Below are 12,954 nucleotides of genomic sequence, written 5' to 3'. Positions count from 1 at the left end.
CCGCTCGGCCGCACCCGCCGCCCGACCACCGGACCGGCCCTCCCCGCGCCGCCCCGTCGCCCCGCGCCCGCCCGAGCGCAGTCTCACGCCGGGGGCTCCAGCTTCACCCCGACGCCCCGCACGGTATGCAGATATCTCGGCTCCCGCGCCTTCTCGCCGAGCTTGCGGCGCAACCACGACAGGTGCACGTCGATGGTCTGGTCGTCCCCGTACGCCTGACCCCACACCTCGGCCAGGATCTCCCGCCGCGGCACCACCCGGCCGGCCCGCGCGGCCAGGAACGCCAACAGGTCGAACTCGCGTCGGGTCAACTCCAGTTCGCGGCCGTCCAGGTGCGCCTCACGGCGCCGGGTGTCGATCCGCAGCCCGCCGGTGGTGAACACCTCGGGTGTGCTGCCGCCGCGCGCGCGGCGCAGCACGGCCGACAACCGGGCACCCAGGTGCTCCCCGGAGAACGGCTTCGTCACATAGTCGTCGGCGCCGGCGTTGAGCAGCCGGACCACCTCCGCCTCGTCGTCCCGGGCGGTCGCGATGATCACCGGGACGTCGGATATGCCGCGCAACATCTTCAATGCCTCGGATCCGTCCAGATCCGGCAGGCCGAGGTCCAGGATGACCACGTCGAACGAGTACTGGGCCACCTCGCGCAGCGCCTCCAGGGCGGTGCCCACGCTGCGCACCGCGTGGGAGGACGAGGTGAGGTAGCGGATCAGCGCCGAACGTACGAATTGGTCGTCCTCGACAACGAGCACCTGTGCCATGGTTCGGAACCGTACCCGTACCGTCGGCTCCACCCCGCCCGGGAGGGCCCGTGCCGTCGGCTCCACCCCGCCGGTGAGGGGCGGGCTCGGGGCGGGAGGATAGGGCTCGTGCGGAGAATCATCACGTCGATCTCGGTATGGCTCGCGGTGACCGCGGTCGCCGTCGCGCTCTCCTGGTGGGGGGTGCGCAGCGTGCTGCGCGAGACCGTGTTCGAGCCGCCCAGGCCGCCGAGCCCGGTGGCCGGCGACGTGCCGCCGCCCTCGGTGACCACGCCGCCGCCCACGCCCTCGGCGCCGCCGACCTCCGAGGCGCCGGACCTGATCTCGGCCGTCAACCGCACCCCGCCGCCGACCTCGTCCTCCCCGCCCCCGACCACGACCCCGCCGACCACGAAGGCCCCGCCGGCGCCGCCGCCCGCGCAGTTGCGGGAGCAGCCGCCGGCCGCGGCGGTGCAGAGCTTCGAGGTGCGCGGCGGGCGGGCGTCGTTCCGCTACCAGGCGACCACCGCGACGCTGATCGCCGCGACGCCGAACTCGGGGTGGGCGGTCAAGGTGTGGCCGGGCGACCGGTGGATCCGGGTCGACTTCTTCCGACACGGGCAGACCTCGTCGGTCTTCGTCGTATGGAACGGGCACGACCCGATCGCCTCGACCTACGAGGACTGACAACCGGCGCGGGCCGGCCGGCTCACAGGTCCTCCAGCACCTCGGCGGCCGTGGCGCGCAGGCCGCGCGCGACCCGGGTGGCGGTGTTGTACGCCTCGTCGCCGCGCCCCTCGGAGAACGCGTTGGCCGCCTGGATCAGCCCCTGGGCGCCCTTGAGCGCGTCGACCGCGGCGGCGAGCAACGCCTCCCCGCGCGCGTCCTGTCCCGGTTCGCCCGCCATCCCGGCGAGTTGCCGGGTGAGCACGGTCAGCCGCATGTCGACGCCGCGGACACCGGCCAACGGGGCCGGTCGCGGGTCGCGCACGCTCGGCACGCCCTGACGCGGCATCGACACGCCCTCGGGGCCGCCGCACAGCGGACACGTCTCGCCGAGCGCGAGCAGGCCGCGTTCGGGGTGCCGGGGGCACGGCGCCGAACGCGGTCGTGCGTCGGCCGCGTCCCGGGCCCGGCCGCGCCGCCGCCGGTTCTCGCAGAACAGGCACTTGTCCCGGGCGTCCTCGTCGACCGGACCGTGCGGATGCTCGTTGCACAGCGTGGTCGGCACCGGCGCGGTCAACTGGCCGAGCAGCCGCCGCGTGTTCGCCAGCTGCTCGGCGATCGCGTCGTACGCCTCGGGCGGACTGGTGTTGCCGAGGAGGTCGACCATCTCCATCAGGTTCTTGGTCGAGCGGACGAGTGCCTTCGTATCAGGTGCCACGCCTATGGACTGTAAATGATCGGCGGCCCGTCACCGCACGATCAGGACTTCGAGGGTGCGCGGCCCGTGCACCCCCTCGACCCGATTCAGCTCGATGTCGCTGGTCGCGGACGGTCCGGAGATCCAGGTCAGCGGTCGACCGGGGTCCAGTCGTTCGAGCGCCCGCGGCACCGAGGCGACCACGTCGGCGGCGCGCATCACACACAGGTGCCAGTCCGGTACCAGGGTCAACGCCCGACGGCCCTGGCCGGGTCCGGCGTCGAGCACGATCGTGCCGGTTTCGGCGATGCCGACGGCGGCGGCGGTGAGCACGCCGTCGGCGGTGTCGAGGGCGTGCGTGGTCAGGATGCCGGCGGCTTCGACGAGCTCAGGCCTGTTATTAATACTATCTTCGTACAATTGCCCGTACTCCCAGCCGTCCGCCAGGCACACCCCCTCGGCGAGTCCGGCCGTCCAGGCCGCCGGCAGTCCGGCCGGGGTCACCACGGTGCGGGCCCCGCGCCGCCCGACCGCCGCCGCGACCGCGTCGGGGAGGGCGTCCTCGGCGACCTCGTGCACCACGGCCCGATAGTCGCGCAGGTGCTCGACGAACAGCTCCAGCACACCTTCGGCGACATGCGCCCGCGCGTAGTCGCGCGCGACGGGGAAGTCGTCGTCGCGCGGCACGTCGGCGAGCGCCCGGCGGACCCGGGCCAGGATCGCTTCACGCGAACTCATCGGTCGTCCTCCTCGATCCGGTTCTGCTCCGCCGGCGGTTGCGCCGAAGCGGCCGGGGGTTGTGGCGAAGCGGCCGGGGGTTGTGGCGGCGGCGCGCTCCGTTCGCGCACCCACCAGTCGCGGAAGGACCGCGCCGGCACCTCCGGCAGGGCCCGGCTGTCCGACCAGGCCGCGCCCGGGCCGGGCGCGCGGCGGGGCAGCAGCCGACGCGAGCGGGCCGCGACCCGCTGTACGGTGCGCAGCCGCTTCGCGTCGTCGAGCACCCACTCGGCCGCCCGCATCGCCGCCCGCTCGGCCCGATGGCCGCCGCCCTCGACCACCTGTTCGCGCAGGTGCACCAGTACCTCGGGGATGTCGATGGCGACCGGGCACACCTCGTAGCAGGCACCGCACAACGACGACGCGTAGGGCAACGACGCGGTCTGCGGGTCCACCTTCCCGCTCGCCACGCCCCGCAGTTGCGGCACCAGGATCGCGCCGATCGGCCCGGGGTACACCGACCCGTACGCGTGCCCCCCGGTGCGCTCGTAGACCGGACACACGTTCAGGCAGGCCGAACACCGGATGCAGCGCAACGCCTGCCGCCCGGTGGTATCGGCGAGCACGTCGGTACGGCCGTTGTCGAGCAGCACCAGGTGGAAGTCCCGCGGCCCGTCGCCGGGGGTGACGCCGGTCCACGTCGAGGTGTACGGATTCATCCGCTCGCCGGTCGAACTCCTGGGCAGGAGTTGCAGGAACACCTCCAGGTCGGCCCAGGTCGGCACCACCTTCTCGATGCCGACCACGGAGATCAGCGTCTCGGGCAGGGTCAGACACATCCGCCCGTTGCCCTCCGACTCGACCACGACCAGGGTGCCGGTCTCGGCGACCAGGAAGTTCGCCCCGGACACCGCGACCTTCGCGGACAGGAAGCGCTCCCGCAGGTGTCGCCGCGCGGCCTCGGCCAGCGCGGCCGGCTCGTCGGTGAGCCCGGGCGGGGCCGGCACCCCCCACTCGGCCATCTCCCGGACGAAGATCTCCCGGATCTCGGCCCGGTTGCGGTGGATGGCCGGCACCAGGATGTGCGAGGGCAGGTCGTCGCCCAACTGCACGATCAACTCGGCCAGATCGGTCTCGTAGGCCCGAATCCCCTCGGCGGCCAACGCCTCGTTCAGCCCGATCTCCTGGGTGACCATCGACTTGACCTTGACCACCTCGGTCTCCCCGGTGGCCCGGACCAGATCGGCGACGATGCGATTCGCCTCGGCCGCGTCCGCCGCCCAGTGCACGGTGCCCCCGGCGGCGGTGACGGCCGCCTCGGCGGCGACCAGGTACTCGTCGAGCCGACGCAACGTCCGGTCCTTGATCGCCGCCCCGGCGGCCCGCAACTCGGCCCAGTCGGAAAGCTCACCGACCACATGGGCTCGTTTGTCCCGGATGGTATGGGTGGCCTTGCGCAGATTGTGCCGAAGCTGAGGATTCGACACGGCCGATCGAGCGGCCTCGGGAAAGGGCGGCATACCCAAAAACGTGGGCGGTGGGGTCATCACGAAGGTTTTCCGATCAACGGGTCGAGGCACGTCGGCTCGCGGGCCGTGGCGGCCACACCGGTGGCTGGGCGTCCGCGGCCGATCCGCGCGGGGCAACGGGTGGTGGAGGGGGTGGGTGGACCGAAACGCCTAACCCGCCGTCGAGGCGAGGATCTCCGCCAAGTGCACGACGCGCATGCCGGTCCGCTGACGATCCATCAGCCCACCGATGTGCATCAGGCACGAGTTGTCCGCCGCGCACAGCACCTCCGCCCCCGTGCCGGCCGCGTGCCGCACCTTGTCGGCGCCCATCGCGGTGGAGACGTCCGGGTTCTTCACCGCGAAGGTGCCGCCGAAGCCGCAACACTCCTCCTCCCCCGGCAGGTCGACCAGTTCCAGGCCCCGCACCTCGCGAAGCAGCGCGGTCGGCCGGTCGCCCAGACCCAGGAGCCGGCGGGAGTGGCAGGTGGGGTGGTAGACGACCCGGTGCGGGAAGTAGGCGCCGACATCCGTGACGCCGAGCACGTCCACGATGAACTCGGTGAGGTCGTACACCTTCGGAACCACCGCCGCGACCCGGGCCGACAACCCCGGATCCGCCGCCCGTGCGGCGGCGCGCGGGTGGTTGTCCCGGATCATCGCGCCGCAGGACCCGGACGGGGTGACCACCGCGTCGTAGCCCGCGAAGGTGTCCGCGAACCCGGCCACCATCGGCTCGATCCGCTTTCCGTAGCCGGTGTTCCAGTGCATCTGGCCACAGCACGTCTGCGCGGTGGGGAAGTCCACGGTGCAGCCGAGCCGTTCCAGGAGGCGGACGACGGCCTGCCCCGTGCGGGGGTAGAGCGTGTCGTTGACGCAGGTGATGAACAGTCCGACGCGCATGCGTGCGGCCTCCTCGCGACTGTCGAATCATGTGGTCGGACCACACTGTGGTGTGCTCACGCTAAGGGCATGGCATGCTTGGCCACAAGACACCCCCGATTCGCGATTTCGCGACGCCCGGATCCGAGGAGCCCCCGTGACAGACGGCCCCGACTGGCGTCCGGTCAAACGTGTACGCGCGTTCGAGGAGGTCGTGGCGCAGATCGAGGAGCAGATCGCGAGCGGCCGACTGCGGGCCGGCGACAAGCTCCCGGGCGAGCGCGCGTTGGCCGCCGCACTCGGGGTCGGGCGCCCCTCGGTGCGCGAGGCGATGCGGGTCCTGGAGGCCATGGGCGTGCTGGTGGCCAACCCGGGCAGCGGCCCGGAGGCGGGGGCGATCCTGGCCGGTTCGGCGGGCCCGGCGCTGACCGGCGTACTCGGGCTGCACCTGGGGCTGGCCAACTTCGCCGTGGACGACGTGGTCGAGACCCGGCTGCTGATCGAGTCGTGGGCGGTCGAGGGCGCGGCACGGCACGCGGGCGAGGCCGACCTCGACCGGCTGCACGCGATCGTGGCCGCGATGGACGATCCGGACCTGTCCCCGGACCGGTTCAACGAACTGGACACCGAGTTCCACACCACGATCGCGGAGTTGTCGGGAAACGCGCTGGTGACCACGTTCATGCGCGCGCTGCGCGACACCGTACGCCGACACCAGCGCCGCGCGGTGGCCGAACTGGGGCCGGACACGGGCGCGTTGCGCGCGGATCACCGGGCCATCCTGGCCGCGATCGTGGCTCGCGATCCGCGCGCCGCGGCCGACGCGGTGGCCGCGCATCTGCGCCGCGCCTATCCGCAGGTGTCCCGGGTCCGCGAAGACGCGCCCTCCCCGGAGAACTGACGAACCGTCAACGATCCGGGGCACGCAGCTGACGATCCGTCATCGACCGCGTGTGGCAAGGCGATCGGTCAACGGGTCGGGAGCGGGGGTGAGTTGCCGGCAGGCCGCCCGCGCCGACTTTCGGCAAAGCGCGCAACGCTCTGGTGACAGAGCGCTCCGGCCCGGCATACTGCGCGGCAACGTACAGCGCAGGAGGTCGCGAGGATGCTCGGGCACGACCGGATCGACGCGGAAACGTACCACCGGGACATCGTCCCCGGATTGCTCATCGGCACGCACGGCAAACGGGCCGAGGCGGGCCTCGCCGGACTCGACCCGCTCGGCCTGCGGATCGGCACCGGCGCCTGGACCTATCGCGCGGAGGGTTCCCGACTTCGCGTGGTGGAGGGGATCGACCCGGACGCCGGCTGCGTGGTGCGGTTGTCCCCCGACGCCTGGACCGACCTGGTCACCCTGCTGCGCACCGCCGCGGCGCTGGCCATCGCGGGCGACGTGCACACCGAACAGGGCACGGTGCTGGACCTGTTCCGCTGGGAACCGGCGTTGCGGGCGCTCTATCAGGGCATCGAAATCTACCTGCCGCAGGGGCCGGAGCTGTACGACCGGCACGGCGCGCGGGTGGACCCGGCGGCCGAACTCACCCTCGACCACTCCGATCGGGAACTCGCCGAACACTTCGAGGCGACCGGGGTGATGCGGGTGCGCGGAGTGTTCTCCGCCGCCGAGATCGCCGCCCTGAACGCGGAGGTGGACCGGCTCGCCGCCGAGGCCCGGCCGGACGACGACCGGTCCTGGTGGGCGGAGACCGAGTCGGGTGAGGCGGTGCTGTGCCGGATCGTGTACGCGAGCGAACGTTCCGCGCCGATCGACGAGTTGGCCCGCGATCCACGCCTGGTCCGACTGGCCGGCCTGCTGCACGACGACCTGGCCGCGTCCATGGACCGCATGGAGGGGGTCTCCGTCCTGCTCAAGCCGGCCGGTCGGCTCAAGGGCCTCGCCAACATCCCGTGGCACACCGACTGCGGTCTCGGCGGCCACCACATCATGTGCCCGTCGGTGGCGATCGGCATCCAACTCACCGGTTCCTGCGCCGAGACCGGCTACCTGGAGGCGATCCCCGGCTCGCACGGGCGCACCTGCCCGCAACCGACGCGGGAGGAACCGGCGAACCTGCCCTATGTCGCGGTGCCCACCGAGCCGGGCGACGTGACGGTGCACGTGGCCGACGTACTGCACGCGTCGCCGCCGCCCGCCGGGGTGGGCGGGCGGCGCACGATGTACGTCACCTTCCGGCCGCCGACGCTGTTCGAGCAGGTCGGACCGGGCGAGGCGATCAACGACCTGATCCGCAGTCGTACGGCGAGTGAACTGGAGGCCGGCCTGGGCCGGTGAGTCCGCCCTTCGGGGCGGATGTGCGCGGGGATCGCGCTCGGCGGGACGGGCTCGGGGACTGCGCCACGGGACCGCGAGGGGACGGGCGGGACGGTTCGGAACGCCTCGGGACGGTTCGGGACGGGCGGCACCGTGATCGGGACGGGATCGACCGCGCGGGGGCGCGGGTGCCGGCGGCCACACGCGCGGGCACGCGTGTACTCGTCGGCGGACGTCGGGAATCGTGTTCGGCGATCGGCGGTCGGCGGTCACCGGTTCCGGAGGACACCCGCCGGTTCCACGCTGAGGATCCGGTCCAAGTGGGTGATTCGCAACACCCGCGCCGGCTGCGGGCCGACACCGCACACCACGATGTTCCCGTCCCGGTCGCGCAGTCGGCGGTAGCCGTAGACCAGGCTGCCCAGGCCGGACGAGTCGATGAACGGCACCCCGGACAGGTCGATCCGCAGGCTGCGCGCGCCCTCGTCGACGAGGCGGTCCACCGCCTGGCGGAAGGCCGGTGCCGCGGTCATGTCCATGTCACCGTGCACGGACACGACGCCGCCGAGGTCGGCTTCCAGGGCCGTGCGCACCACGCACGGTCTGGCCGAGAACGATGTGTGATCCACGTCGTCCGGCGGGAGATCGTCAAGGTTCATGTGGACCACTCCACCCGGTCGAGTGTCGGTTCGGTCGCGCGGCGCGCGACCGCTCGCTACGATGCGCGCGTCCCGGGACGAACCCCCACAGTCATCCCGGAACGCAAGACCGCATCGGCACCCTACTCGCCGTATCGGTCGCTCGTGGACCGTCTTCCCCTATAGGTGTGATTCCGTCGGAAGCCACCCGCGGCCGGCCCCGGCGGTCGTACCGTGAAGGTTGCGCGAGCGCCGGTGCGAGCCGGCTCGAAACGCACGGACGCAAGGGATTCCGTAGCCATGACCGGACCACGCCCCTCGAGCGACGAGCGGGGCAGCAACACGCAGAAGCCGGCCGCCTCTCGGCTGAGCGACGGCTTCGAGCCGCCGCACGCCCCCGACGAAACGGGGCCGCCCGGCTGGTCGCCGGCCGAGGTGCTCGACGAGAGCGACACCGGCGTGATCGTGTTCACCCCCGAAGGCACCGTGTGCCACGTCAACCCCGCGGCCGGGCGGGTGTTGCCCGACTGTGTCGTGGGCACCGCCTTCCCGACCCTGCCCGCGACCGGGACCACCTGGCGGGGCGAGGTCGACGATCGTCGCGTGCACGGGCGCCGGGCGGTGCTGAGCGACGGCCACTACGCCTGGTACGTCCGCGACACCACCGCCGAACGGCGGCGCGAGGACGCGCTGTTGGCCGAGCGGCGGCGCAAGGTCTTCCTCGCCGAGGCGGGCCGGATGTTGTCCGCGACCACCCACCCGCGCCGGCTGACCGATCTGGTCACCACGCTGCCCTCGCCCGAACTGGCCGACTGGGTCGCGTTGTCCGTGCCGAGCATGGAGGACGGCCGGATGCGCACCACCTACGCGCCCGCGACCGGCACCCCGATCGCCCGGGTGACCACCGGCCTGGGCACGGCGTGGACGGCCCCGGCGGGCGTCGGCCGGGTGTTGCGCACCCGCCGGCAGGAGCTGCACCCGCTGATGGATCGCGAACTGCTCGGCCGGCTGGTCCCGGACGAGGCGGTCGCGGACCTGCTCGCCGTCGACGCGCGATGTGCGCTCGTGGTCCCGGTGCCCACCGATGACGACGCGCCGTCCGTACTGACGTTCGTGCGCTCGGCGACCTCGGAACCGTTCGCCGAGGAGGAGATCGCACTCGCGGTGGACTACGCCGAACGGGTGGGCGTGGCACTGCGCACCTCGCGGCTGTACGTCGAACAGGATCGGCGCACCCTGCTGCTCGCCCGGGCACTCGTCCCGGGCCCGCTGCCCGAGGTGCCCGGCGCGCGGATCGCCGCCCGGTATCGGCCGGTGTCGTTGACCAACGGTCTGGGCGGCGACTTCTACGCCGTGCATCCCACCCCGGTCGACGGCACGTGGGCGTTCTCCGTCGGCGACGTGTGCGGACGCGGCACGCCCGTGGGCATGTTCAGCTCGCGCTCGCTGCTGATACTGCGCACGGCGGCGAGCGCGGGCTGCGCTCCCGCGCGTCGGATGGCGCTGCTCGACGCGGAACTCACCCTCGGCGATCCCTCGTTGGTGCTGACCGCGATCACCGGGGACTGCTCGGTGCATCCGGACGGCTCCGCGCGGGTCCGGCTGACCTGCGCCGGGCATCCGCCGCCGCTGTGGATGGACCCGGCGGGTCGGGTGACCGCGATGGCGTTCACGGATCCGCTGGTGGCGGGTATCCCGGGCACCGTGTTCGGCGAGCGGGAACTGCCGTTGCCCGCCGGGTCGACCCTGCTCCTGTACAGCGACGGGGTCACCGAGGCGCGGGACGCGGACGGTGAGGCGTACGGGGTGGAGGCGTTGCGGCACGACCTGGCCTCGTGCGCGGGCATGCCGGTGGAGGCGTTGGTGGAGCGCCTGGAACAGCGGCTGCTCGAGCATCTGGGCGACGCCCCGGTGATCGACGACGTGGTGCTGTTGGCCATTCACATCCCCTATCGGGACGACCACGAGGCGTTGCCGATCCTGGCCGAGCTCGGTGGTCCCGGTCCCGACGAGCATCCGGACGGCGCATGACGCACGTGGTCTCCGACGAACTCGACCTGTTCCTCGCACACTTGGGCCGAGCCGACGAGGTCGAGGCACTGAACCTGGCCCGCAATCTGCTGGGCAGGGGGGTACCGGGCGAGGAGGTGTTGACCGACCTGGTCATCCCGGCGCTGCGCGTGGTGGGCGAGCGGTGGGCCACGGGCGAGTGGACGGTGGCGCGCGAGCACGCCGCCTCGCACGTCAGCGGGCGAGTGGTGCACTTGGTCGCGGACACGACGCCGCGCCCGCGTTCGCAGACCCGGATCGTGGTGTGTTGCGCGCAGGGCGACTGGCACGGGCTCGCGTCCCGGATCCTGGCCGCGCTGTTGCGGCTGCGCGGCATCGACACGACGGTGTTGCCACCGGGTACGGGCGCGGGCGAACTGGCCCGAGTGGTACCCGACTCGGGCGCTGGGTCGGTGGTGCTGAGCTGTACGGTCTCCACCGCGCTGCCGGGCGCGCGGGCGATGGTGGAGGTGGCCCGCCGGGTCGGGGTGCCGGTCCTGGTCGGCGGTCCGGGCTTCGGCCCGAACGGCCGCTGGGCGGGCGTCGTCGGCGCGAACGGCTGGGCGCCGGACGCCGAACGCGCCGCCGAGATGCTGACCGACCCCGACTGGCCGACCGTCACCACCCCGGCTCCGCGCCTGCGCCACCTGCCCGACCCGACCCACGACGGCGTCGGCCTGCTGCGCACCCCGCTGGTCGCCGCGGGCATGTCGGCGCTGGCCCCGATCGAGGGCGAACGCTCGGACACCACCATGCGCGACGGCCTGGCCAGTGCCGTCGATACGCTCGCCGTCTCGCTGTTCCTGGACGACGACGCGCTGTTCGTCGATTTCACCCGGTGGTTCGCCGACGTGCTGGGCCACCGGCGCGTCCCCAGCGAGGCACTGGCCGCCGCCTATCGGGCCTTCGCCACGCGCCTGACCCACGTCCCCGGCGCGGGCGCCACGCTGACGGCTGCGGGCGCGGTGTTGTAGGGCGGGCCGGAGCCGCCTCGGTGTCCCCCCGGCACCCGGTCAGCCGGCGGCGCTCAGGTCCTCGTCCGTGGGGGTGTCGTCGGACAGGGCCTCGGTGAGGTCGGGGTGTACGTCGAAGAGGCGACGCAGGCCCAGCGCGGTGAAGACCCGGTTGACGTGGTGGTCGTTGTTGCCGGGCATCACCAGACGCAGCGAGCCGCCGGTGGAGCGGAGCAGTCGGCGGGCCGCGACGAGGGTGCCGATGCCGGTGGAATCGAGGAATTCGACCCGGGTGAGTTCGAGGACGATCCGATGATCGCCGTCGGCGACCGCGCGTCTGACGTGCTCGCGGAGCTCGGGGACGACGGCGTAGTCGACCTCCCCGAGGACGTGCAGCACGGTCCAGCCCTGGAGATCGTCCTTGATCACCTGAAGAGTCACGCGCCGGCAGTCCCCTCGCCCATGGTGTCCCGAGCCGCGCGAGACAGGGCGGCCGGAGCGATCGGCGGACCCGTCCCCCAGCGGATGGCACCGACGGATCCGGGCGGGACCTGGACACGTGGCTCGAGAGCCGGGTGGTCGGCCCGGCCTGTGACCTACCGTAGTGGGCCTCGGGAACCGGGGCAGTGACGATCCGGTCACGTACGGGTCTCGGTTGCAGCGTACACGGATCGTCCCGAACGCCACACGGAGCAGCGCCGCTCGCTCGCCCGATCGACCCGATGACACAACGTCACCTCGGCTCGACGCGGCTCGGCTCGACGCGACGGGTGGAGCGGCACGGCGTTCAGCGGGTCGGCCACGGTACGTCGGCGACCACGGTGCACGACCCCGGCGCGATCTCGGTGAAGCCCGCGTCGCGAACCACGGGCCGGGCGCCGCCGGTGAGCGCGGGCCACGCGGCGGGGTCGGCGACCCGAACCGCGAGGTCGAAGTCGCGCGCCGCCCACTCCTTCCGCGCGCCCGGACCGAGCCCCATCCAGGCGATGTGCGCGCCGTGCCCGACCTGCGCCATGGCCTTGCCGGCGGTCATCTCCAGGGACGGGTTCAACCACAGCACCGGCTGCCCGGGATCGGCGGCGGGCGGCGCGACCGGCTCGTCCAGGTCGGTGCCGGAGACCTGCAACCTGGCCAGATCCTTGGGCCATCCGTCCAACGGAATCGGCGGATACACCCGGACCTCGGCGGTGCGGTGGGTCACGGTGATCCCGGGCAGGGCACCGGCACGACGCCACTCACCACCGCGAGCCCGGCGCACCACCTTGCGGATGCGATGCCCCTGCCATGCCTCGACGACCTCGTACCAGTCCCCTTCGGGGTCGGCGGAACGGGCATCGGCAAGCAGAACGAGAACCGCCCGCGCGGCGGCCTCGAGGGCGTCGGTACGGGCCGGGGGCTCGTCCTTCTCGATGTGGGCGACGAGGGGGAGGACGTATTCGATGGAACTCACGGCTCCGATCATGCCGTGCTCACGACCACATGGCCCCGCCGGGCACCCCGAGCCGGGCGGGGTGTAGGCAGGCCCGCCCACCCGTCCCGTCCGGCGCGAAGGCTCGGCTTCCACAGCCTCGGCCAAGCCAACCCGGCCCGCCACCCCGAACCACCCGACACACCGCACCCGCAGGGCACAGAACCTGGCGCCCCAGAACGCCCGGCCCACCCCGACACCACCCCGAGCCTGGGCACGGAACGAAACAACGGGTCCGGCTCCTGAGTGACCTTCCGGGTGACTCGACTGTCCCCGGCGGACGTTGCGCGTGTGGTTGCGGCCGGCCGGTCCGAGGCCGGCCCGGCTTGTGGGGTGGGCCGCCGCCGGCGTGCGGGACTCGGGG

General features: G+C 72.8%; 13 protein-coding genes. 5 read left to right on the top strand and 8 right to left on the bottom strand.

Going from position 1 to position 12,954, the window contains the following annotated elements:
• Positions 1–83: 83 nt before the first annotated feature.
• Positions 84–761 (bottom strand): response regulator transcription factor, encoded by a 678-nt coding sequence (locus EMA17_RS04425; RefSeq protein WP_126635589.1) that lies wholly within the window; start codon positions 759–761, stop codon positions 84–86.
• A gap of 108 nt (positions 762–869) precedes the next feature.
• On the opposite strand from EMA17_RS04425, the gene EMA17_RS51610 reads away from it, so the two are divergent.
• Positions 870–1,427: a hypothetical protein gene (locus tag EMA17_RS51610; protein ID WP_160161316.1), complete on the top strand. Its 558-nt coding sequence runs from the start codon at positions 870–872 to the stop codon at positions 1,425–1,427.
• 22 nt (positions 1,428–1,449) lie between these two features.
• Here the strand turns inward: EMA17_RS51610 and EMA17_RS04420 are convergent, their stop codons facing one another.
• The 4 genes from EMA17_RS04420 to EMA17_RS04405 all read right to left on the bottom strand — a co-directional run bounded on the left by EMA17_RS04420 (position 1,450) and on the right by EMA17_RS04405 (position 5,231).
• On the bottom strand, positions 1,450–2,124 hold the full coding sequence (locus tag EMA17_RS04420) for a hypothetical protein (protein WP_126635588.1): 675 nt from the start codon (positions 2,122–2,124) through the stop codon (positions 1,450–1,452).
• A gap of 30 nt (positions 2,125–2,154) precedes the next feature.
• Positions 2,155–2,841, bottom strand: coding sequence for a LutC/YkgG family protein (locus EMA17_RS04415; RefSeq protein ID WP_126635587.1), 687 nt, complete (start codon positions 2,839–2,841; stop codon positions 2,155–2,157).
• The gene (locus tag EMA17_RS04410) at positions 2,838–4,367 is read right to left on the bottom strand and encodes a lactate utilization protein B (protein WP_170222109.1); all 1,530 of its coding nucleotides are present in this window, start codon (positions 4,365–4,367) and stop codon (positions 2,838–2,840) included. Before EMA17_RS04410 ends, EMA17_RS04415 begins: the two co-directional genes overlap by 4 nt.
• A gap of 132 nt (positions 4,368–4,499) precedes the next feature.
• Entirely contained in the window at positions 4,500–5,231 is a 732-nt protein-coding gene (locus tag EMA17_RS04405) for a (Fe-S)-binding protein (RefSeq protein WP_126635586.1), read from the bottom strand.
• 136 nt (positions 5,232–5,367) lie between these two features.
• Between EMA17_RS04405 and EMA17_RS04400 the strand changes: the two genes are divergently transcribed.
• On the top strand, positions 5,368–6,111 hold the full coding sequence (locus EMA17_RS04400) for a FadR/GntR family transcriptional regulator (protein ID WP_218042659.1): 744 nt from the start codon (positions 5,368–5,370) through the stop codon (positions 6,109–6,111).
• A gap of 204 nt (positions 6,112–6,315) precedes the next feature.
• Positions 6,316–7,503, top strand: coding sequence for a phytanoyl-CoA dioxygenase family protein (locus EMA17_RS04395; RefSeq protein ID WP_126635584.1), 1,188 nt, complete (start codon positions 6,316–6,318; stop codon positions 7,501–7,503).
• A gap of 248 nt (positions 7,504–7,751) precedes the next feature.
• Here the strand turns inward: EMA17_RS04395 and EMA17_RS04390 are convergent, their stop codons facing one another.
• Entirely contained in the window at positions 7,752–8,141 is a 390-nt protein-coding gene (locus EMA17_RS04390; protein WP_126635583.1) for an STAS domain-containing protein, read from the bottom strand.
• 279 nt (positions 8,142–8,420) lie between these two features.
• On the opposite strand from EMA17_RS04390, the gene EMA17_RS04385 reads away from it, so the two are divergent.
• Both EMA17_RS04385 and EMA17_RS04380 read left to right on the top strand, forming a co-directional pair.
• A complete protein-coding gene (locus tag EMA17_RS04385; protein ID WP_126635582.1) occupies positions 8,421–10,151 on the top strand; it encodes a SpoIIE family protein phosphatase in 1,731 nt (576 codons plus the stop codon).
• Positions 10,148–11,143: a cobalamin B12-binding domain-containing protein gene (locus EMA17_RS04380; RefSeq protein WP_126635581.1), complete on the top strand. Its 996-nt coding sequence runs from the start codon at positions 10,148–10,150 to the stop codon at positions 11,141–11,143. The genes EMA17_RS04385 and EMA17_RS04380 overlap by 4 nt, the downstream gene beginning before the upstream one ends.
• A 39-nt stretch (positions 11,144–11,182) precedes the next feature.
• Here the strand turns inward: EMA17_RS04380 and EMA17_RS04375 are convergent, their stop codons facing one another.
• Both EMA17_RS04375 and EMA17_RS04370 read right to left on the bottom strand, forming a co-directional pair.
• Positions 11,183–11,563, bottom strand: coding sequence for an STAS domain-containing protein (locus tag EMA17_RS04375; RefSeq protein ID WP_246126447.1), 381 nt, complete (start codon positions 11,561–11,563; stop codon positions 11,183–11,185).
• A gap of 346 nt (positions 11,564–11,909) precedes the next feature.
• Positions 11,910–12,584, bottom strand: coding sequence for an aminoacyl-tRNA hydrolase (locus tag EMA17_RS04370; protein ID WP_246126446.1), 675 nt, complete (start codon positions 12,582–12,584; stop codon positions 11,910–11,912).
• Between the last annotated feature and the right edge of the window lie 370 nt (positions 12,585–12,954).

Source organism: Embleya hyalina (assembly GCF_003967355.1).
Lineage (GTDB): Bacteria > Actinomycetota > Actinomycetes > Streptomycetales > Streptomycetaceae > Embleya > Embleya hyalina.
Note: the sequence above shows the minus strand (reverse complement) of the source record. Positions and strands in the feature narration are given on the sequence as shown.